At 72.0% G+C, this 19,915-nt stretch carries 25 protein-coding genes; 11 read left to right on the top strand and 14 right to left on the bottom strand.

The window, feature by feature from the left end; translation table 11 throughout:
* Positions 1-61: 61 nt before the first annotated feature.
* Both VQ02_RS09020 and VQ02_RS09015 read right to left on the bottom strand, forming a co-directional pair.
* On the bottom strand, positions 62-448 hold the full coding sequence (locus VQ02_RS09020) for a phasin (protein WP_048443837.1): 387 nt from the start codon (positions 446-448) through the stop codon (positions 62-64).
* A 121-nt stretch (positions 449-569) separates the two neighbouring features.
* On the bottom strand, positions 570-1,835 hold the full coding sequence (locus VQ02_RS09015; protein ID WP_048443836.1) for a TadE/TadG family type IV pilus assembly protein: 1,266 nt from the start codon (positions 1,833-1,835) through the stop codon (positions 570-572).
* A 249-nt stretch (positions 1,836-2,084) separates the two neighbouring features.
* Between VQ02_RS09015 and VQ02_RS09010 the strand changes: the two genes are divergently transcribed.
* Positions 2,085-2,489: a hypothetical protein gene (locus VQ02_RS09010; RefSeq protein WP_048443835.1), complete on the top strand. Its 405-nt coding sequence runs from the start codon at positions 2,085-2,087 to the stop codon at positions 2,487-2,489.
* 102 nt (positions 2,490-2,591) lie between these two features.
* Here the strand turns inward: VQ02_RS09010 and VQ02_RS09005 are convergent, their stop codons facing one another.
* The 3 genes from VQ02_RS09005 to VQ02_RS08995 form a co-directional block, all read right to left on the bottom strand.
* On the bottom strand, positions 2,592-2,948 hold the full coding sequence (locus VQ02_RS09005) for a hypothetical protein (RefSeq protein WP_048443834.1): 357 nt from the start codon (positions 2,946-2,948) through the stop codon (positions 2,592-2,594).
* A 229-nt stretch (positions 2,949-3,177) separates the two neighbouring features.
* Complete coding sequence (locus VQ02_RS09000) at positions 3,178-4,062, bottom strand: HpcH/HpaI aldolase/citrate lyase family protein (RefSeq protein WP_048443833.1); 885 nt, start codon at positions 4,060-4,062, stop codon at positions 3,178-3,180.
* 232 nt (positions 4,063-4,294) lie between these two features.
* Complete coding sequence (locus VQ02_RS08995) at positions 4,295-5,185, bottom strand: N-formylglutamate amidohydrolase (protein ID WP_048443832.1); 891 nt, start codon at positions 5,183-5,185, stop codon at positions 4,295-4,297.
* A gap of 212 nt (positions 5,186-5,397) precedes the next feature.
* On the opposite strand from VQ02_RS08995, the gene cpdR reads away from it, so the two are divergent.
* The 4 genes from cpdR (at position 5,398) to VQ02_RS08975 (ending at position 7,670) form a co-directional block, all read left to right on the top strand.
* Positions 5,398-5,754 carry a cell cycle two-component system response regulator CpdR gene (cpdR, locus tag VQ02_RS08990; protein ID WP_048427828.1) on the top strand — a complete coding sequence of 119 codons (357 nt, stop codon included), beginning with the start codon at positions 5,398-5,400 and terminating at the stop codon, positions 5,752-5,754.
* Positions 5,755-5,894: 140 nt separating this feature from the next.
* A complete protein-coding gene (gene grxC, locus VQ02_RS08985; protein WP_048443831.1) occupies positions 5,895-6,152 on the top strand; it encodes a glutaredoxin 3 in 258 nt (85 codons plus the stop codon).
* 111 nt (positions 6,153-6,263) lie between these two features.
* A complete protein-coding gene (locus VQ02_RS08980) occupies positions 6,264-7,103 on the top strand; it encodes a carbon-nitrogen hydrolase family protein (protein WP_048443830.1) in 840 nt (279 codons plus the stop codon).
* A gap of 93 nt (positions 7,104-7,196) precedes the next feature.
* Complete coding sequence (locus VQ02_RS08975; RefSeq protein WP_048443829.1) at positions 7,197-7,670, top strand: DUF1178 family protein; 474 nt, start codon at positions 7,197-7,199, stop codon at positions 7,668-7,670.
* Between the two features lie 19 nt (positions 7,671-7,689).
* Here the strand turns inward: VQ02_RS08975 and VQ02_RS08970 are convergent, their stop codons facing one another.
* Positions 7,690-9,885 carry a cation:proton antiporter domain-containing protein gene (locus VQ02_RS08970; RefSeq protein WP_245239667.1) on the bottom strand — a complete coding sequence of 732 codons (2,196 nt, stop codon included), beginning with the start codon at positions 9,883-9,885 and terminating at the stop codon, positions 7,690-7,692.
* Between the two features lie 111 nt (positions 9,886-9,996).
* Positions 9,997-10,308 (bottom strand): hypothetical protein, encoded by a 312-nt coding sequence (locus tag VQ02_RS08965; RefSeq protein ID WP_048443827.1) that lies wholly within the window; start codon positions 10,306-10,308, stop codon positions 9,997-9,999.
* 163 nt (positions 10,309-10,471) lie between these two features.
* Between VQ02_RS08965 and VQ02_RS08960 the strand changes: the two genes are divergently transcribed.
* Positions 10,472-10,798 carry a hypothetical protein gene (locus tag VQ02_RS08960; protein ID WP_048443881.1) on the top strand — a complete coding sequence of 109 codons (327 nt, stop codon included), beginning with the start codon at positions 10,472-10,474 and terminating at the stop codon, positions 10,796-10,798.
* Positions 10,799-10,808: 10 nt separating this feature from the next.
* Here the strand turns inward: VQ02_RS08960 and VQ02_RS08955 are convergent, their stop codons facing one another.
* Together VQ02_RS08955 and VQ02_RS08950 are read right to left on the bottom strand one after the other, a co-directional pair.
* Positions 10,809-11,318, bottom strand: a complete 510-nt coding sequence (locus tag VQ02_RS08955; RefSeq protein ID WP_048443826.1) for a disulfide bond formation protein B — start codon at positions 11,316-11,318, stop codon at positions 10,809-10,811.
* Positions 11,319-11,341: 23 nt separating this feature from the next.
* Positions 11,342-11,923, bottom strand: coding sequence for a YqaA family protein (locus VQ02_RS08950; RefSeq protein WP_048443825.1), 582 nt, complete (start codon positions 11,921-11,923; stop codon positions 11,342-11,344).
* A gap of 316 nt (positions 11,924-12,239) precedes the next feature.
* Between VQ02_RS08950 and VQ02_RS08945 the strand changes: the two genes are divergently transcribed.
* Positions 12,240-12,536, top strand: coding sequence for a hypothetical protein (locus VQ02_RS08945; RefSeq protein WP_048443824.1), 297 nt, complete (start codon positions 12,240-12,242; stop codon positions 12,534-12,536).
* A 151-nt stretch (positions 12,537-12,687) separates the two neighbouring features.
* On the opposite strand, the gene tyrS is transcribed toward VQ02_RS08945, so the two are convergent.
* Positions 12,688-13,962 (bottom strand): tyrosine--tRNA ligase, encoded by a 1,275-nt coding sequence (gene tyrS / locus VQ02_RS08940; RefSeq protein WP_048443823.1) that lies wholly within the window; start codon positions 13,960-13,962, stop codon positions 12,688-12,690.
* A 156-nt stretch (positions 13,963-14,118) separates the two neighbouring features.
* Here tyrS and VQ02_RS08935 point away from each other — a divergent pair, with 156 nt between their 5' ends.
* From VQ02_RS08935 to trhA, 3 genes are all read left to right on the top strand, one after another.
* Positions 14,119-15,258, top strand: a complete 1,140-nt coding sequence (locus VQ02_RS08935; RefSeq protein ID WP_209436988.1) for an anhydro-N-acetylmuramic acid kinase — start codon at positions 14,119-14,121, stop codon at positions 15,256-15,258.
* Between the two features lie 87 nt (positions 15,259-15,345).
* Complete coding sequence (locus VQ02_RS08930; protein WP_048443822.1) at positions 15,346-16,455, top strand: COX15/CtaA family protein; 1,110 nt, start codon at positions 15,346-15,348, stop codon at positions 16,453-16,455.
* A 90-nt stretch (positions 16,456-16,545) separates the two neighbouring features.
* Positions 16,546-17,271 (top strand): PAQR family membrane homeostasis protein TrhA, encoded by a 726-nt coding sequence (trhA, locus tag VQ02_RS08925; RefSeq protein WP_048443821.1) that lies wholly within the window; start codon positions 16,546-16,548, stop codon positions 17,269-17,271.
* Positions 17,272-17,275: 4 nt separating this feature from the next.
* Here trhA and VQ02_RS08920 read toward each other — a convergent pair whose 3' ends face one another.
* Positions 17,276-17,728, bottom strand: a complete 453-nt coding sequence (locus VQ02_RS08920) for an AAC(3)-I family aminoglycoside N-acetyltransferase (protein ID WP_048443820.1) — start codon at positions 17,726-17,728, stop codon at positions 17,276-17,278.
* Between the two features lie 25 nt (positions 17,729-17,753).
* Positions 17,754-18,002, bottom strand: a complete 249-nt coding sequence (locus VQ02_RS08915; RefSeq protein WP_048443819.1) for a hypothetical protein — start codon at positions 18,000-18,002, stop codon at positions 17,754-17,756.
* A gap of 253 nt (positions 18,003-18,255) precedes the next feature.
* Between VQ02_RS08915 and VQ02_RS08910 the strand changes: the two genes are divergently transcribed.
* Positions 18,256-18,468: a hypothetical protein gene (locus tag VQ02_RS08910; RefSeq protein WP_048443818.1), complete on the top strand. Its 213-nt coding sequence runs from the start codon at positions 18,256-18,258 to the stop codon at positions 18,466-18,468.
* 31 nt (positions 18,469-18,499) lie between these two features.
* Here VQ02_RS08910 and VQ02_RS08905 read toward each other — a convergent pair whose 3' ends face one another.
* Both VQ02_RS08905 and VQ02_RS08900 read right to left on the bottom strand, forming a co-directional pair.
* On the bottom strand, positions 18,500-18,991 hold the full coding sequence (locus tag VQ02_RS08905) for a DUF192 domain-containing protein (protein ID WP_048443817.1): 492 nt from the start codon (positions 18,989-18,991) through the stop codon (positions 18,500-18,502).
* Between the two features lie 75 nt (positions 18,992-19,066).
* Positions 19,067-19,624, bottom strand: a complete 558-nt coding sequence (locus VQ02_RS08900; protein ID WP_209436987.1) for a cold-shock protein — start codon at positions 19,622-19,624, stop codon at positions 19,067-19,069.
* Positions 19,625-19,915 lie beyond the last annotated feature (291 nt).

The following is a 19,915-nucleotide window of genomic DNA, read 5'->3' as shown; positions in this document are numbered from 1 at the left end:
TGAGACCGGGTCGCCGGTACTGTTCCCAGGCGAAGCCCGCGGGCCCCGGGGACGGGAGACCTTACGCCTTGGCCTCGGTCTTGTTCAGGTCGGCCTTGATCGACTCGGACAGGGTGGCGAACTCCTTCGCCTGGGTCTGCAGCGCGCTGATCTGGTTGCGCATGTACTCGCCCTGCAGCTCCAGCGCCTCCTTGACGTCGCGCGTGCGCACCAGCTTCTCGGCGAGGTCGAAGGTCGCGCTGGCGTGCTGCTCGGTGTAGTCGAACCCGCGGGTGACGGCAGCACCCATGCCGGTCTGCGAGGTGTTGGTCGAGGACTGCACCGTCTCGGCGAGCTTGCGGGCGGTGCCCAGGAAGGTGCCGAATGCCGTGCGGGCGTTGTGCACGCCCTTCTCGGCGAAGTCGCGCATCTCGGTGGGAATCTCGAAGGGCTTCTGGGTGCTGCTCATGGGCGTTCCCTCTGGCAATCGCAACGCGCGCCGCCCGTGAGGATTTGTGCGACGCAGCAAACACGATGCTGCAACGCAGCGCGCGTGTCAACAGGTCGCGCTCGGCCGGGCCGCGCCGCGGCTATTGCGTCAGCCGGAACTGCGCGATCGAGCTGCCGATGCTCTGGAACGCGGGCTTGAGGTCGTCCGCCGTGATGACGTTGTAGAAGAACCCGTCCTTGCTGGCGCACGACTTCAGCATGCTCGCGTTTCCGTCGATCACCCGCACCGTGTAGATGGTGATCCCGGCATTCTTCGCCGCCGTGCAGGCCGAGAGGGTGCGGGCGTCGATGACGCTGTCGTCGACGCAGCCGGAGAAGAGATCGGCGAACCAGTTGCCGGTGCAGGCGGTGTTCCAGCGGTTCGCCGTGTTCAGGCCGTCGGTCAGGACGACCATGATCTTGGTGACGCGATCGTTCGAGAGGCTCGTGGCGGTGCTGAGCGGGCCGTAGGGCGTGAGCGCCTCGGTGCCCCAGGCCACCCCGATGGTGACGTTGGTGTTGCCGCCCGCGGTCATGCTGTCGATGGCGGTGCCGAGGGCGCCGTAATCGGTGCTGAGCGGACGGATCGCCGTCAGGGTCGGCACGCCGTTCGAGGACGAGCTGCACTTGTCAGCCGGATAGGCGCCGGCGCCGGTCGGCTCCGCGTTCGGGACCTGCACGTCGTAGGGCTGGTCGCGGTCGGTGATGCAACCCTTCCAGGTCGCGCTCGTGACGGAGCCGACCTTCGTGTAGCTCAGCCAGCCCGCGCTCGTGACCGTGGTGCCGAGGTTCACCTGGGTGGAGAACGGCACCAGGGCGACCTTGGCGTCGGAGCGGCTGACGACGACCTTGTCGAGGTAGCTCAGGAAATCCTTGGCCGCCTGCTTCAGGGCCGGGAGCTTGCCGGAATCGTTCATCGAGCCGGTATTGTCGAGCACCAGCGCGATCTCGACCGCCTTGCCGCCGGACATCGCCTGCGACGCGCCGCTGACTTCCAGGGGATCCGGATGCATGAGGCGGCCGAGGGTCATCTCCACCTGCGCGGTGGCGGTGATCGTCACCTGGGTGCCGGCCCGGGTCGGCGTGAAGCGCGTCACCGTCACGCCCGCCTGCGGGGGGAAGCTCGCGTCGAAGAACGCCCTGGCGCGGCTCTGGAAATCGGCGTCGGCCCGCAGGGTCGGCACCTCGCGGATCACCGCCAGCACCGCGGCGTCGGTGGCCGTCTGGATCTTCGCCTTGACGGCGGTGGCGCGGGCGTAGTCCACGCCGGCACCCACCAGGAAGGTCACGGGGATCATCGCGAGCGCCATGATCACCGCCACGCTGCCGCGGCGGTCGCGGCGGAAACGGACGAACGGCCGCCTCATCGAAGCCCACTCTCCTGGCTCGCTTAAGTTCTAACATCAAGGACTAACATTTCGGAGGTTAAGAATTCCGTGACCTGATGGGTTGGCAATCACCGATACAGGTGATGTTCCATTAAGGTTTCGAACGGCGAATCGCAGCAAGGCGTCGTTAACGAAGATCCGTCATCGTCTGGATCAGTCGTGATCCCGGGTTCGGGACCTCCTCGGCCGCCGTGCGGCGGCCCCACCCGTCTGTGACGAGGACTGCCGATGCGTCCCCTGCGGTTCCGCCCCACTCCCGCCGCCCTCGTGGCCGGTTTCCTCGGCCTCGGTGCCCTGTCGGGCTGGAGCGCTTACGGCGTCGCCGCCTCCGGCCGGAGCGCGCTCCAGGCCCAGCTGACGGAGACTGAGAGCCAGCGCGACGCCCTCGCCGCGCGCTTCAAGCAGTTCCAGGACGTCGAGGCCGAGCTGCGCGACCGTCAGGCCAGGATCGCCGCGACGCGGGACGAGATCGCCCAGCTCGGCGCGACCCGCGACAAGGCGAAGGCGCAGCTCGCCACCACGCAGCGCGACCTCGCCTCCCTGACCAAGCGCCTCGACCAAGCGAAGGAGAAGGTGACCCAGACCGGCAGCATCACGCCCGCGGCCGACCCGGCCAAGAAGCCGGCGCGCTGAGGCACCCGCACGCGGAGCGGCCGCGGAGCCGCTCCGCGTGCGAGGTTACGAGAGATTGATGCCGGCGGGCGGGGAGGGCCTGGGCTTGGGCTGTGCAGGCCCTCAGGCCGGGACGGGGGTGAGATCCGCGGCCTGCGCCAGCGGGTGCTGGAGGGCCGTCTCGGCCTCGCGCCGGGAGAGGCTCTCGACCAGGGCGGCCCAGCGCATGCCGACCTCGTGCCCGAGGGTGAGGTGCCCCGCCTCGTCGTAGCGGCGCCAGCCGCAGCGCGGCGCACCATCCGCCCCGACCTCGTCGTAGGTCTCGTAGCGGGCGACCAGGCGGTCGAGCCGGTCGTATTCCTGGTGGAACCAGCAGATGCCGAACACCCGGCCGCCGCGGCCGAGCATGCCGGCGCTCTCCAGGCGGTGCTCGCCGGGGATGCGGAAGATGGTCTCGAAGGCGGGCGGCGCGCAACGCATGGCGGTCTCCGTCGCATCAACGTCGAGGGAGCGGCGCCGGGAAGCAGAGGGCGCCCAGGTGCGGCCCGAAGGCGGCCGGGCCGGAGAGTCGCGCCGGTCCCGGAAACTCCCGGAGACCACGCGTTAAATGTTCCTTAACAATTTGTGCACTGCAACTATCCGAGGGTCAAGCCCGCACGGGGCGCAGGCCGAGGCGGGCCTGCGCGCCGCCTCAGAACCTCGCCGGGCCTCACTGCCCCCGGGCCGCGATGGCCTCGGCCCAGGCGACGGCGCGGCGGGCCATGCCGATGTGCTGGCGCTCGAACATGCGGCCGTTGATCTGGATGGCGCCGCGCTTGGCGTTCTCGGGCCGGTCGAAGGCCTCGATCACGCTGCGGGCGACCGCGACCTCGTCCTCGGTCGGCGCGAAGGCGGTGTTGGCGAGCTCGACCTGGCTCGGATGGATCAGCGTCTTGCCGTCGAAGCCGAGGATGCGCGCCTGGCGGCACTCCTCGCGGCAGCCCTCGACGTCGGAGAAGTTGTTGTAGACGCCGTCCAGGATGGTCAGGCCCTCCGCCCGGGCGCCGGCGAGCGCCGTCATCAGCCACGGCATCATCGGGGCGCGGCCCGGGACGATCTGGGTCCAAGTGTCCTTGGCGAGGTCGTTGGTGCCGAGCACGAAGCAGGTGAGCCGGGTGCCCGGGTTGCGCCGCGCCGCCGCGATCGACTGGATGTTGAGGATCGCCGCCGGGGTCTCGATCATCGCCCAGACCTTGATCCCGGGCGCGGCGTCGAGGGCCTCGAGGCGGTCGGCGATGTTCTCGAGCACCGCCGGGGACGAGACCTTCGGCATCAGGATCGCGTCGGGCTTCGCCTCCACCGCCGCCCGCAGGTCCGCCTCGCCCCACGGCGTCTGGGGGGCGTTGACCCGGATGATCAGCTCGCGCTCGCCGTAGCCGCCCTGGCGCACCGCGGCGCAGACCTGCTCGCGCGCCGTGTCCTTGGCGTCGGGGGCGACGGCGTCCTCGAGGTCGAGGATGAGCGCGTCGGCCGCGAGCGTACGCGCCTTCTCGAGGGCGCGCTGGTTCGAGCCCGGCATGTAGAGCACGCTGCGGCGGAGGCGGAGGTCGGTCATCGCGAAGTTCCCCAGAAACATCGTCCGGACGCGCGTCGTCCGGCGCGGTTGAAGCCGGCTCGTCGCGGACGGTGCGGCACGAGCGAAGGTTCGAGGCAGCGCACCCTCGTGCTGCCCCAGAGGCAGGGAGAAGCCCCGGGCCGTCCTCGCCGGATTACCGCGGGGAGTTCTCGCAGCCCTGCTTAGCCGATCGGGCCGGCGGCGCCAGCCACGGCGATCATCGATGAGCGTCCTACTCGGCGGCGATGCGCCGGGGGCCGAGGTCGAGGGCGGCGTGCCCCAGGGTCTCCGCCACCTCCGTCAGGGTCCGCGATAGCGCCTCGAAGCCGGGCCGGGGCAGGAGCTTGCGCTCGTCCATGTAGAGGGCGCGGTTGACCTCGATCTGCAGGGCGTGACGGCCGAGCGCCGGCTCGCCGTAATGCTCGGTGATGAAGCCGCCCGCGTAGGGCTTGTTGCGCACCACCCGGAGGCCGTGGCCGCGGAACGCGGCTTCCGCGCAGTCGATCAGGTCCGGCGCGCAGGAGGTGCCGAAGCGGTCGCCCAGCACGACGTCGACCATCGGCCCGTCGTCCCGGGCGAGGCTCGTCGAGGGCATCGAGTGGCAATCGATCAGGACCGCGTGGCCGAAGGCCCGGGCGGTGCGCGCCACCAGCTCCTTCAGGGTACGGTGATAGGGCTTGTACAGCTCCTCGATGCGCGCCAACGCCTCCTCGACGGGCAGGCGGCCGCGATAGATCTCCTGGCCGTCGGCCACCACCCGCGGCACCGTGCCGAGGCCGCCCGCCACCCGCATCGAGCGCACGTTGACGAAGGACGGCAGGCGCCCGTCGAACATGCGCGGGTCGAGCTCGTAGGGCTCCCGGTTCACGTCGAGATAGGCTCGCGGGAACGAGGCCTGCATCAGCGGCGCGCCGAGGCCGACGACGGGCGCGTAGAGCCGGTCGACGAAGGCGTCCTCCGAACGGCGCAGGGCCACTGCGTCGAGGCGCGAGGCCGCCACGAAGGAGGCCGGATAGACCGCCCCCGAATGGCCGGTGTTGTACACGAACGGCAGGGTCTGCCGCTCCGGCTCGTCCACCCGGAAGGGCGGCGTGAACAGGCTGGCGGGGGGAACTCGGCTCATCCGGTCGCCCGGGGCAGGGGAGCGGGGCCTGGGGCGGGACGCGATCGCACCATCATCCGGCTAATCTGGCGCCACGGCCCAGGCCTGTCCACTGCCGAGAGCGGCCGCCGCCCCTGCGATTCCGGCCTGCCGCCAGCGGCATCAACCCTCTGTTTACCAAGGCGCCGCTTTATGGAATGAACGCACCGAATCGGCATCCGGGACTTTCGTTCATGAAGATCCTCCTCGCGGAAGACGACAACGACATGCGTCGCTTCCTCGCCAAGGCGCTCCAGAACGCGGGCTACGACGTGGCCTCGTTCGACAACGGGCTCTCGGCGTATAACCGCCTTCGCGAGGAGCCCTTCGAGCTCCTGCTGACCGACATCGTGATGCCGGAGATGGACGGCATCGAGCTGGCGCGCCGCGCCACCGAGCTCGATCCCGACATCAAGGTGATGTTCATCACCGGCTTCGCCGCGGTGGCGCTGAATCCCGACTCCAAGGCCCCGAAGGACGCCAAGGTCCTGTCGAAGCCCTTCCACCTGCGCGAGCTCGTCACCGAGGTCGAGAAGCTGATGGCGGCCTGACGGCCGCTCCGGGTCGAGAACCTGATGGCGGCCTGGCGGCCGCCCTGGGTCGAGACACCGATGACGGCCCGAGGTCGCCGCTGGCGGCACGACCGCCGGGCGCCTATATCGGGCGATCCCCTCAGCGCACGAGCCGACGGATGCAGCCGGTCACGATCTACACCACCAGCTGGTGCCCCTACTGCACGGCGGCCAAGTCGCTGCTGCAGGAGAAGGGCGCCGCCTTCACCGAGATCGACGTCGAGGCCAAGCCCGGCGCCCGGCGCGAGATGGTGGAGAAGGCCGGCGGTCGCACCAGCGTGCCGCAGGTCTTCATCGGCGAGACCCATGTCGGCGGGTGCGACGACCTCTACGCCCTCGACCGCTCCGGCCGCCTCGACCCGCTGCTGGCCGGCTGACCTCCGGCAGGTCGCGGGCTCCTGACAGGTCGGGCTCCTGGCGGATCGAGCCCCTGGCGGGGCCTGGCCGTTCGGGCGTAAGCTCGCGGGGTCTTCCGGAGTCCGACGCCCATGACCGCTCCCCGCTTCGTCGCCGCCTGCGTGCAGATGCGCTCCGGCCGCGATCCCGCGCGCAACCGCGACGCCGCGGTGGCGGGCATCCGCGAGGCGGCCGAGCGCGGCGCGCACTACGTGCAGACGCCCGAGATGACCGCGCTCCTCGAGCGCGACCGGCCGAGCCTGTTCGAGAAGATCCGCGAGCCGGAGCACGATCCGACCCTCGGCGCCCTGCGGGACGTCGCCCGCGAGCGCGGCGTCGTGGTCCATGTCGGCTCGCTGGCCGTGCGGAACGGCGACAAGGTCGCCAACCGCGCCTTTGTGATCGACCGCGAGGGTGCCGTGACCGCGTCCTACGACAAGCTCCACCTCTACGACGTCGACCTGCCGAACGGCGAGAGCTACCGGGAATCGGCCACCTATACCGGCGGCGCCCGGGCGGTGGTGACAGACCTGCCCTGGGGCCGCCTCGGCGTCGCGATCTGCTACGACGTGCGCTTCCCCGCCCTCTACCGGGCGCTGGCCGAGGCGGGAGCCGAGATCCTGTCGGCGCCGGCCGCCTTCACGCGCCAGACCGGCGAGGCGCACTGGCACGTGCTCCAGCGCGCCCGGGCGATCGAGACCGGCTCGTTCATGATCTCCGCCGCGCAAGGCGGCCGGCACGAGGACGGGCGCGAGACCTACGGCCACTCCCTGATCGTCGACCCCTGGGGCCGGGTGCTGGCTGAGGCCGACGGTGCGGAGCCGGGGGTGATCCTGGCCGAGATCGACATGGCGCTCGTCGCCGACGCCCGCGCGCGCATCCCGGCCCTGCGCCACGCCCGGCCGGTGGTGGTCGAGACCGCTCGCGGTTAGACGCTTCCCAGCGGGGCGGATTTCCGCCACACGGGGCGGCTGAAGCGTCGCACAGACCTCGCAGCCGCGCGCCCGCCCACCGATATCCCGATCATGATCCGCTACGCCCTGTCCTGCGATTCCGGCCATAGCTTCGAGAGCTGGTTCCCCTCGAGCGCCTCCTACGACGAGCAGGAGCGGGCCGGGCTCGTGACCTGCCCGTTCTGCAACAGCCCGAAGGTCGCCAAGCAGATCATGGCGCCGTCCCTCGGCCGCGCCGCGGACCTGCCCGCCCCGGTCGAGGCGCCGAGCACGCCCGCGGCACCGCCCCCCGCTGAGGCGCCGGTCAGCCTGGTCTCCGAGCCCGAGCGGCAGCTGCGCGCGATGATCCGCGCCCTGCACGAGCACGTCGCCCGCACCGCCGACCATGTCGGGGAGAACTTCGCGACGGAAGCGCGGCGGATGCATTACGGCGAGACCGAGCAGCGGGCGATCTACGGCGAGGCGAGCCTCACCGAGGCGCGCTCGCTCCTTGAGGAGGGCATCGCCGTGCAGCCGCTACCGTCGCTCCCCGACGACCGCAACTGATCGTCGGCTCGCCGGATCGTCAGCTCGCCAGGAGCAGCGCCGAGCGGTCCGAGGCCTCCAGCACCGCCTCGGCGAGAGGCCCGAAGGCGGCGCCGTCGCCGGACCGGCGGGTCACCCCCATCACGATCAGGTCGTGGTCGCCGGCCTTCGCCTGGCGCAGGATCTCCCGCTCCGGCGCTCGGGCGTGGCGAAGCTCGGTCCGCACGCGCACTCCGTTCTGCTCGGCATGGTCGAGCACCTCCCGCAGGGCTGCAGCATCACCCTGGCGCAGGCCCGCGAGGCGACGCCCGGTGCCGGCGGCCTCGGCCAGGAAGAGCACCGTCAGCGGCGCGCCCGTGCCCCGGGCCAGGGTGACGGCGATCTCGGCGCCCCGGCGTGCGGCCTGCGTGCCGTCCACCACCGCCAGCAGCGAGAGCGCGGCACGTTCCGGGTCGGCGCGGTGCACTCCCCGCGCGACCGCGACGGCGAGGGGACCGTCGAAGCGCTCGGCCGCGCCGGCCACGCTCTCGGCGAGGCCGGCATGCGGCGCCACGGCCGGGTCGATGCCGACGATCAGGAGATCGTAGCCCTTGCGGGCCTCCGCGCTCAGCGCCTCGGCCGCGGGCTCGTCGCGGGTGAGTTCCGTCACCTCGACCGTCCGCGTCTCCCCATCGCCTGCTCCCTCCTGCGCTGCCTCGACCACCGCGCCGGACAGCGCCCCGCCGTCGCCGCCGCGGCCGAGCCGCACCACGGTCACCGGCATGCCGCGCGAGCCGGCGACGAGGCCGGCGATCCGGGAGGCGAAGCTCGCCGACGCGCGCTCCTCGGGACCGCCCTCGGCGGCCACCAGCAGGCGCTCGAGATTGGCGACGAAGCCGCGCTCCTCCGCCGCCTCCCGCTCCAGCCGCTCCTTCTCCTCGCCCTTGAGCGGCAGGCGGTGCAGGGCCCAGCGCAGCATCGGCGGCATCGCGAGCGTGGTGATAAGAGCCATCGCGACGATCATCGTGAACAGGTCCTGGCTCAGCGCCCCCATGCCCAGCCCGATCGAGGCGACGATCACCTCGGTCGAGCCGCGCGCGTTCATGCCGCAGGCGAGGGCCAGGGACTCGGCCGTCCTCAGGCCGCCGAGCCGCCCGCCCGCGAAGGCGCCGGCGAACTTGCCGAGGCTCGCGATCGCGATGAGCCCGAGGGTGAGGAGCAGGAGGCGCGGGTCGCGCAGGATGGTGAGGTCGGCGCTCAGGCCCGCGAGCCCGAAGAAGATCGGCGCGAACAGGGCCGTGACGACGCCGCGCAGCTGCTCGTCGATCCGCCGGGTCAGGATCGGCGACTGGCCGACGAGGAGGCCGGCCACGAAGGCGCCGAGCACCGTGTGGACGCCGAGCCCCTGCGTGACCAGCGCCAGCGCCCCCATCAGCACCAGGATCGCGGTGACGACCGCGGCCTCGCTCTGCAGGGTATCGTTGGCCCAGCGGATCAGCAGGAAGACGAGGCGCCGCCCGATCGTCAGGCTCAATCCCAGGAAGACCATGGTGCCGGCGAGGCTCCGGCCGATCTCCCACGGGTCGACGGTGCCGGCCTGGGCCAGGCTGAAGATCACCGCGATGATCACCCATCCGATCGTGTCGTCGATGATCGCCGAGGCGACGATCACCTGGCCGACGTTGCGGCGCAGGAAATTCATCTCGCGCACCACCATGGCGACGATCTTGACCGAGGAGATCGCCAGCGCGGTGCCGAGGAAGAGCGAGGTGACGAGGCGCAGCTCCGGCCGCGGCAGCATCGCGGCGGGCAGCATCTCGCCGAGGAGGAAGCCGCAGGCGAACGGCACCGCGACGCCGGTGACCGAGACGCTGAGCGCCGCGCGCCGGACCTTGCGCACCAGGGCGAGGTCGGTCTCCATGCCGGTCATCAGCAGCAGGAGCAGGACGCCGAGCTGGGCGATGCCGTCGAGCATCGCCTTCTGGTCGCGCCCGGGCGGAAACAGCCAGTGCTGCGCCTCCGGCCACACCGCCCCGAGGAACGAGGGGCCGAGGAGGAGGCCGGCCAGCAGCTGCCCCATCACTGCCGGCTGGCTGACCCGCAGCATCGCCTCGCCGAGCAGGCGCCCGGCGGCGAGGAGCACGACGATCTGGACGAGGAGCACGACCTCGGACGGGCCGCCGCCGGAGCCGATCCCGGCGGCCTGCGCAGCGGTGCCGGCCGCGACGAGCATCAGGGCGGGGAGGATCGGCCTCAAGCGGTAAGTCCGCCGGGCCGGCCTGGGGAGGAGGGCGTTGCCACGCTGCGTCGCTCGGCCTTGCTTCGTGCGAGCGTCAACCGGGCCGCGCCGACCGGGTTCCTGGGGAGATCACGGAGCGGAGGCGAACCGCCGGCCGCCGTTCCGGCCGGGGCGATGGTGGTGGGGGCTGCGGAGCGGATGCAGCCTGACGAGGCGTCCGCGCGGCAGGTCCGGCGCCCGCTCCGCCGCGGGATCCGGCGGCGCGTCCGGCCGGGCCGCGCCGCCAGGCCGGTCGATCCAGGCCACGAGGGCGGCCGCGACCGCCGCGCTGGCCACGCCGGACACCACCGCGCAGAGCGCCGCGGGCAACGGCGCGACGTGAATCAGCCACGCTCCCGCCGTCGTGGTCCCGGCGATCGCCGCCGTCGTGATGAAGAACATCCGCCGCCCCGCATTCCGTAGGGTAAGTCGGCGGGCCGCCTCCGGTTCGCACTGCCCTAGGGACATGGTGTGCGGGACCTGAACGGCGGTCCGGAGGTCGAGGGGATCGTTAAGGGGTCGGCGCCTAGGCTCCCGAATGGTCAAACGTCCCGAGTCTCCGGCCGTGTCCCTGCGTAGCAACCTCATCCTCGCATCGATCGCAGCCCTCGGCTTCGCCACGGTCTGCGCCGTCTGCTCGGCCCAGCTCGAGCGCGAGCCGCCCCGCCCGGCGCAGCTCGTCGCCGCGGCGAAGCCCGTCCCCCTCGACGAGCCCGTCACCACAGGCTCGATCGTGCCCACGCCGCCCGCCGCCAAGGTCGCCCGGCTGGCCAAGGCCGAGACGAAGCCGGAACCGCGAAAGGAGGCGAAGCCGAAGCCGGAGCCGGCGCTCGATTCCGAGCGCCTGGCCGCGCTCCTCGCCGACCCCGGCTCGATGAAGCCGAAGCGCTGATCCGCGCGGTTCAGCCGCGGCGCAGCCCCCGCAGGGCCGCCGTGCCGGCGAGGGCCGCGAGCGCCAGGCTGATCACCGCGTTCCAGCCGGCGAGCGAGATCCCGAGGAAGCGCCAGGCCGCCGCGGTGCAGTCGACCGGGCGGGTCGTCTCCAGGGACTTGAGGAAATCGTTGACGCCGGCCGGTGCAGGGCCGGCGCCGCCGCCGCAATCGCTCGGGCCGGGCCAGAATCCCCACTCGGCCCCAGCGTGGTAGAGGCCGAGGCCGGCGCCGACGAGGAAGATCACCGCCACCAGCCCGAGGAGCAGGCCGGCGAGGCGTCGCGGCAGCAAAGCGGCCGCCGCCGCGACGGGAAGGGCGAGGTAGTAGGGCTGGCGCTCGGTCAGGCAGAGCTTGCACGGCACGTAGCCGAAGCCGTGCTGGAAGATGAGCGCGCCGCCCACCGTGGCGGCGGCGCCGAGGAGCACCAGCACGGCCGCCGTCCGGGGGGTGGTCAGCCGCGCGGCGAGGGCGTGGGCCATGGGAAGAACCCTCGGAAGGACCGTCAGAACAGGTAGCGGAAGCCGACGAAGCCGAGCACGCCGACGGCCACGAACACCGCCGCCACCGCGTTCAGGTGCCGGTCGAGGACGGTGCGGATGCCGACGCCGTAGCGGCCGACCAGGCCCGCCAGGATGAAGAACCGCGCCCCGCGGGTGATCAGCGACAGGACCGTGAACCAGAACAGGTCGTAGCCGGCGAAGCCCGACGTGATGGTGACGAGCTTGTAGGGGATCGGGGTCAGGCCCTTGAGCAGGATCACCCAGTGCCCGTAATGCGCGTAGGCCTCCCGGAAGGCGTCGGCCCCCTTGTCGAGCCCGTAGAGATGGAAGAGCCAGGCACCGACCGAATCGTAGAGCAGCGCCCCGATGGCGTAGCCCGCGAGACCGCCGGCCACCGAGGTCAGGGTCGCGATGAGCGCGTAGGTCCAGGCCCGCTCGGGCCGGGTCACCGCCATCGGCACCAGCATCACGTCCGGCGGGATCGGGAAGAACGAGCTCTCGGCGAAGGAGACCGCGCCGAGCGCGTAGGGGGCCGAGGGGCGCGCGGCGAGCGCGAGGATCCACTCGTAGAGGCGGCGCAGCATCGTGGGGGAGGGCTCGTCTGGCGTGAGGTCGCCGCCCTTTGAGCACAGGATTGCGGCGCTGGCGAGGGCGCCCTCCGCGCCCCCTGGTAACGCCCGATGGCCGCGAGGATGTTACAGGCAGCAGAACGTCTGCCGGAGCGGCACAGGATCGTCCTTTCCGAACCCAGCGCATCATCCAACCGGCGGCGCGACTCGGCCGAACGGATTAGGCCCCGACGCAAACGCGGGTTTCTGCTTGACGGAACTGCACGAATCCGTCCGATCCGCGCCACGATTCTTTGTTACGAAGCAATCCAGTTCACCGAGGCCCCGCGTGATGTCGCTCCTGCGTTCGTCCCTCTTTCTCGCCCTGCTGGTCGCGGCCGCCGCTCCGGCCGCCGCGGGCGATCTCGTCTCGCGCTGGCAGCGGGCCGACGCGGCCTGCGGCCTGCCGGCCTCGCCGCTGGCCAACCAGGCCTGCGAGGACCGCGACCGTCTCGCCACGGCCCTGCACGGCCAGGGCTGGTGCGAGGCGCGCGCCGCGACCGCCTACGAGCACTGGGGCTGGCAGCGTTGCGCCCCCGCCGCCCTGACCCGGACCGCGCCGCGGCGCCGGGCCCGGCGGCACGCCTGAATCCTTACTGCAAACAGAGGATGCGGCGCCCGCACGGGCGGCACTAAGCTCGGGCTCTCTGGACCTCGACTTCAGCCCCGCCCGGCCCCCGCCGCGGCGGGGCTTCTCTCGTGGGGAGCCCTCCTCCCGCGGAGGAGGGCCGGTCGGACCGCTACACCACCCGCAGCAGCACGTGCTTCTTGCGGCCGAAGGACAGCTTCACCACGCCCTCCGGGGTGACGTCCTCGGGCCCGATCACCGCGCGCTCGTCGGTGACGGGCGCGTCGTTGACCTTGAGGCCGCCGCTCTTCACCTGCCGGCGCGCCTCGCTGGTCGAGGGAACGAGCGCCGCGTGCTCGGGCCCGAAGGCCGAGAGCACGCCGAGGCCCGCCTCGATCGCCGCGCGCGCCACCTCGACGGTCGGCAGGCTCTCGGCCAGCGCGCCCTCCTCGAAGGTGCGCCGCGCCGTCTCGGCGGCGCCTTGCGCCGCCTCGCGGCCGTGCAGCAGGGCGGTGGCCTCGGTCGCCAGCACCTTCTTGGCCTCGTTGATCTCCTGGCCGCCGAGCGCCTCGAGCCGGGCAACCTCGTCGAGCGGCATCAGGGTGAACAGGCGCAGGAAGCGGCCGACATCGGCATCCTCGGTGTTGCGCCAGAACTGCCAGTAATCGTACGGGCTCAGCATGTCCGGGTTGAGCCAGACCGCGCCCGACGCCGTCTTGCCCATCTTGGCGCCGGAGGCCGTCGTCATCAGCGGGCAGGTCAGGGCGTGGAGCTGCGGCGTGCCGAGGCGCCGGCCGAGATCGATGCCGGTGACGATATTGCCCCACTGGTCCGAGCCGCCCATCTGCAGCGTCACGCCGTAGCGACGGTTCAGCTCGACGAAGTCGTAGGCCTGCAGGATCATGTAGTTGAACTCCAGGAACGACAGCTCCTGGTCGCGCTCCAGCCGCAGCCGCACGCTGTCCATCGACAGCATCCGGTTGACCGAGAAGTGCCGGCCGATCTCGCGCAGCATCTCGATGTAGTTGAGCGTGGTCAGCCACTCGGCGTTATCGGCCATCAGCGCGGCATTGGCACCGTCGCCGAAATCGAGGAAGCGCGCGAAGGTCTTGCCGATCTCGCCCTTGTTGGCCTCGATCTGGTCGAGGGTGAGGATCTTGCGGCTCTCGTCGCGGCCAGACGGGTCGCCGACCCGGGTGGTGCCGCCGCCCATCAGCGCCACCGGCTTGCCACCGGTCGCCTGGAGCCAGTGCAGCATCATGATCGAGAGCAGGTGGCCGATATGCAGCGACGGCGCCGTGCAGTCGTAGCCGACATAGGCCGTGAGCCGGCCCTCGCGGGCGGCCTCGTCCACGCCCGCGAAGTCGGAGCACTGGTGGACGTAGCCGCGCTCCAGGAGGACGCGGAGGAAGTCGGATCGCGGCGCGAAGTCGGTGGGCACGGCCATGGAACTCTCAATCAGTCTCGCGAGGGCAATCTGGCGAGGGCAATCTGGCGGGGGAGTTGGGCGCGACAGCGACCCGCCGCCATGCTAGCTCCGTCGGATTCGGAACAGGCCGGCTCATAGCAGTGCCGGCCCCGAAAGGCACGGGGGCGATTCGGGATGGCGATGCGGCGGGCGATCGGGCTGATGAGCGGCACCTCCCTCGACGGCGTCGACGTCGCCCTGATCGAGACCGATGGCGAGACGATCCGGGTCGAGCGCAGCCACAACGGCTACCTCGAGCCCCTCGGGCCGACCGGCTACCGCGCCTATTCCGACGACGACCGGGCGCTGCTGCGCCAAGCGCTCGTCGACGCCGAGGCGGTGACCGAGCGCAGCGAGCGCCCGGGCTGCCTGCCCGAAGCCGAGGAGCTGGTCACCCGCCTCCACGCCGAGGCGGTCGAGAACTTCCTCGCCGAGAACGGGTTGAGCGCCGCCGACATCGACGTCGTCGGGTTCCACGGCCAGACCGTGGTGCACCGGCCCGACCAGAAGATGAGCGTGCAGATCGGGGACGGCGGCGCTCTCAGCCGGCGCCTCGGCATCAAGGTGGTGTCGGACCTGCGCAACGCCGACATCGAGGCGGGCGGGCAGGGGGCGCCGCTGGTGCCGGTGTTCCACCGGGCGCTGGCCCAGGCCTCAGGCTTCACCGACAGCCTCGGCATCCTCAACATCGGGGGCGTGGCCAACGCCACGCTGATCGCCCGGGATGGCCGGATCCTGGCCTTCGACACCGGCCCGGGCAACGCGCTGATCGACGACTGGATGCGCGAGCGCACCGGCCACGCCCTGGACGACAACGGCCGCACCGCTGCCCGCGGCCGGCCCGACGAGCCGCTGCTGGCCTGGCTCCTGATCCACCCGTTCTTCTCGCGCCGGCCGCCCAAGTCGCTGGACCGGAACTGGTTCTCGCACAAGCTCGCCGGCCAGCTCTCGACCGAGGACGGGGCCGCGACGCTCACCGCCTTCACGGCCCGGGCCGTCGCCCGCGCCCTCGACCACGCCTCCGACCCGCCGACCCGCTGGATCGTCTCGGGCGGCGGCGCCCGCAACGGCGAGCTGCTGCGCCAGCTGAACTACCACCTGCGCGCCGAGATCACGACCGCCGACGCCATCGGCTGGTCCTCGGCCTTCCTGGAGGCGCAGGCCTTCGCCTACCTGGCGGTGCGCTCGCTCACGGGCCTGCCGATCACCTTCCCGTCGACCACGGGCGTGCGCGAGGCGATCACCGGGGGCGTCCTGGCGCGGCCGGAGGAGTGACGGCGCGCCCGTGGATCGCGCGAGCCGGGCCGGTGCGGCACCGCAGGACGTTGCGCACCCCGCATCCCCGCCGCTAAGCGGGCGCGCATGAGCAGCACCTCCACGATCAGCATCGCTCCGCAAGCGGCGCCCGCCGCCGCGGCACCCCGGTCCCGCCGCGCCGTGCGGACCTGGCTCTTCGTCATGGCCGCCATGGTGGTCGCGATGGTGGCGGTCGGGGGCGCGACGCGGCTGACCGGCTCGGGCCTGTCGATCACCGAGTGGAAGCCCGTGACCGGCGCGATCCCGCCGCTCTCAGGCCAGGCCTGGGCCGAGGAATTCGCCAAGTACCAGGCGACGCCGCAGTACCGGCTGCTCAACCAGGGCATGAGCCTGTCCGATTTCCAGTTCATCTACTTCTGGGAGTGGGGCCACCGGCTGCTCGGCCGGCTGCTCGGCCTGGCGTTCTTCCTGCCGCTCCTGTTCTTCTGGTGGCGCGGCCAGCTCGACCGGCGCCTGTCCCTGAGCCTCCTCGGCCTCGGGCTGCTCGGCGGCCTGCAGGGCGCCGTGGGCTGGATCATGGTCGCGTCCGGCCTGCAGCCGGGCATGACCGCCGTGGCGCCCCTCAAGCTCGCCCTGCACCTGACCCTGGCGAGCGCGATCTACGCCGGCCTCGTCTGGCTCGCCTCCGGGCTCGACGCCAAGCGCGACGAGGTCGTGCCGGCGCGGCTGTCGCGCACCGCGCTCGCCCTGATGGCGCTGGTGCTGGTGCAGATCGCGCTCGGCGGCCTCGTCGCGGGCTCGAAGGCGGGGCTGACCTACAACACCTGGCCGCTGATGGATGGCGGGTTCGCCCCCGGCGGCCTGTTCGCCGTCACGCCGTGGATCGAGAACTTCGTCGACAACGTCGCCCTGGTGCAGTTCAACCACCGCCTGACCGCCTACGCGCTGCTCGCGCTCGCGGCGTTCCACGCCTTCGACGCCCGGCGCACCGCACCCGGCACCGGCGCGGCGCGGCGTGCCACCGCGCTCGTCGGCCTCGTCGCCGCGCAGGCGGTCCTGGGGATCGTCACGCTCCTCCTGGTGGTGCCGCTCTGGGCGGGCCTCGCCCACCAGCTCGCCGCGATGCTGGTGCTCGGCATGGCGAGCGCCCATGCCCGCCTCTCTCTTGCCCGGCTCTGCCGCGCGCCCGCTCCCGCCGCGCTGCGTGCGGCCTGAGCGTCGCGGGAACGTTCGTCCTACGTTCATGCTTGGAGCTTAACCTCGGTCAACCGGGAGGGGTCTCCCGGCCCGAGGAGCGGAGGCCTGATGACTGCGCAGGATCAATCCCTGGACGCTTCCTCAGTTCTGAACGCGCGCTTCGCGCCCGACGGCCGGCCCCTGAGCCTCGCCTGGACCTACACGCCGCGCGAGTTGCTCGCCGACGGCGTCATCCACGTGGTCGGCGTGAGCCTCGGCGTGATCGGCGCCCTGGCGCTGACGATCAGCGCCGCACTGTCGAACCTCGCTCCCGCCGAGCAGGTCGCGGTGGGCGTCTACGCTGCCGGCCTCGTGGCGATGCTCGGCACGTCGGCGGCCTACAACATGTGTCCGGTCGGCCGGCTCAAGTGGCGCCTGCGCCGGGCCGACCACGCGACGATCTTCCTGATGATCGCCGGCACCTACACGCCGCTCGTGACCCTCGTCGGCACCGACAGCTTCGCCTTCGGGCTGCTCGCCGGGATCTGGCTGGTGGCGACGGCGGGAGCGGCGGTGAAGCTGACGCTCCCGGGGCGCTTCGACCGGCTCGCGATCGGGCTCTACCTGGCGCTGGGCTGGAGCGGGCTGATGGCCTACGAATCGGTCATCGCCGTCCTGTCTCCGCCCGCCCTGTGGCTGCTCGCCGCCGGCGGCCTGCTCTACTCCCTCGGGGTGATCTTCCACGTCTGGCGGCAGCTGCCGTTCCAGAACGCGATCTGGCACGGCTTCGTGCTGGCGGCCGCCGCTTGCCACTACGGCGCGGTCTTCCGCAGCGTGCTCGACGCCGGGGCGTGAGGCGTCACGGGGACGGCGATACCGGGATGTCGAAGTGGTGCACGTCCTCGCGCCGGCCGAGCCCGGTGTAGAGCGCGATGGCGGGCGCGTCCCCCGGATCGGCCTGGACGAAGATCACCCAGGCGCCGCTCGTCGCCCGCAAGTGATCGATCAGGGCCGTGGCGATGCCCTGCCGCCGGTGCGAGCCTGCGACGGCCAAGTCGTAGACGTAGACTTCCCGCCGCGCCTGCTCGATCTTGTCGAGGGCGTAGGCGACGAGGCCGCCTCGCACCTCCCCGTCCGCGAGGGCCGCCAGCACGAAGACGTGCTCCTTCGCCAGCAGGCCTGCCAGGTAGGCGTCGTCGGGCGGGGCGCCCGCGTACGTGTCGGGATCGTCGAAGGCTTCGCCGAACAGCCGGTTGAGATCGCGCAGGAGCGCGAGGTCGGCGGGAGCGAGGCGGCGGACCGAGACGGGCATCCGGGCTCCTTCCGCGTCACGCCGTTCAGAAGGGCGTGTAGTCGCCGCCGTCCGTGATCGTGTCGAGGGCGCGCTCGATCGCCGTGACCGCGTCGAGCACCATCTGCACCGTGCGCTCGGCCTCCGTGCGCGGCCGGCCGAGATCGGCAGCCCGGGCACCGATGTCGTGCAGCTGCTCGGCGATCGTCACCAGGTCGGAGACGATCGCCGCGGTGGCGCGGGCGGCGGCATCGGGCGCCGGACGCGGGCGCAGCAGGGGAACGACGTTGCTCATCGGCGCGGACTCTCGCGCAAACCCGGGGCGTCCGCCAGCCGGAGAATCGCGGCCCTCCACACATTCCGCCGGCCGCGGCGCGGCGGGCACAGGGGAGGGGATTCGTCTCGGGGCGAGCCGCGGACCCCGCCCAAGAATGCACCGGACCCGGGGACACACCGGCCCGTGAACCGACCGGCCCGGCCGCCGACGCCTTGACGGGCGGGCGGGAGCCGGGCACCCCGGCTCGTACCGTCAGAGCCAGGACCCCCTCATGCGTTTCCTCCGTGTCGCCGCGGCGCTCACCCTCGCGGGCCTCGCCGCCGCCTGCACCAGCACCGATCCGCGCGGCACCGGCCTCGCCGAGACCTTCGACACCAAGAACTACGTGCGCTCGAGCGACACCAACGGCACGCAGCGCCGGCCGGACGTGAACCGCGCCTTCACCCAGCCGTCGATCCCGAGCATCTCGAACCGCGGCTTCTGACCGCCTCCCGGCGGCTCTCGCCGCCGGCCCGTCAGCGCCCGCGGAACAGCGGGTGCTCGACCCTGTCGCCGGCGCGCAGCCCGAGGCGAGCGGCGGTGCCGGCATTGAGCTCGAGCACGGCGAGAACCGGCTCGCCGGAGGAGATCGTGCGGGTGGAGAGCGGCTCGGTATCGGCCGCGATGCGGGCCACCGTGCCGTCGGCCCGGATGAACAGCATGTCGAGCGGCAGGTAGGTGTTCTTCATCCACATCGACACCGGGGCGGTGCGCTCGAAGTCGAACAGCATGCCCCGGTCCGGCGCCATGGCGCGGCGGAACATCAGGCCCTGCGCCCGCCCGGCATCGTCCCGCATCACCTCGACCTGAAAGCTGTGCTGGCCGGTGCGAGAGGCGATCGTCAGGGGCTCGAACGGCCCGTCGGCCAGCGCCCCGGAGGGCGCCAGCGCGGGCAGGAGCAGAAGGACGAGCACGGCGAGGAGCCGGCGCGGAAGGGCGGCCACGGGCCGTGCGGAGCGGAGCGACATGGAGCTGAGCTAGGGTCTCGACGGGCGACGGGGAGCCCGGGCCGTCACGGAAACGCGCGGCCGGGCCGGACGGCCTCAATGCGAGGAGGGCGGCCCACCCTCGGCCAGGCGCACCTCGGCTGCCATCAGGCCTTTCGACCCGTCGCCGTAGCGCACCATGACGTGCTCGCCCGGCTTCAGCTCGGCGATGCCGTAGCGCCGCAGGGTCTCCATGTGCACGAAGATGTCCGGCGTGCCGTCGCCCCGGCTGAGGAAGCCGAAGCCCCGCAGGCGGTTGAACCACTTCACGACCGCGCTCTCCAGCCCGCTGGTCGGCACCACGGTCACGTGGGTGCGCGGCATCGGCAGCTCGGCCGGATGGGTCGCCGTCGACTGGTCGAGGGAGACCACCCGGAAGGCCTGCCAGCCCCGCGGGCGCTGAACCGCCTCGACGACGATCCGGGCGCCCTCGCTGGCGCTCTGATGGCCGTCGCGGCGCAGGCAGGTGACGTGGAGCAGGACGTCGGGCGCGCCGCTGTCCGGAACGATGAAGCCGAATCCCTTCGCGACGTCGAACCACTTGATGCGGCCGCTGACCTCGACGAGTTCGACCGGCCGTTCCGCCGCCTCGAGCCCGGCCCGGGCCTCGCGCATGCCCTCACCGAACGGGCCTCCCGACCGCTCCCCGGCAGGGCCTGAACCGAACTCGTCCGACATCGTAAGCAACCCACTCGAATCGCGTCGCGCGCTTCACCGGCAGATTAACAAAGTCATGACTTCGGGGAAGCCCGAATCCGCCGAGTTGAGACGCCGATCCCGCATGTCCTCGCCGGATTCGCCCTTCCGCCGCGCATTCTGCAATTCGCAGAGGCAGCTTCGCAGGGCAACGCGCACCGGTTGAGGCTCCATCCGCGGCCGCGGCCCCACGCCTGCGCGTTTTCGCCG

Origin of the sequence: Methylobacterium variabile, assembly GCF_001043975.1 — a bacterium.
Classification (GTDB): Bacteria; Pseudomonadota; Alphaproteobacteria; order Rhizobiales; family Beijerinckiaceae; genus Methylobacterium; species Methylobacterium variabile.
The sequence above is the reverse complement of the archived record's forward strand: the minus strand, read 5'-3'. Positions and strand labels throughout refer to the sequence as shown.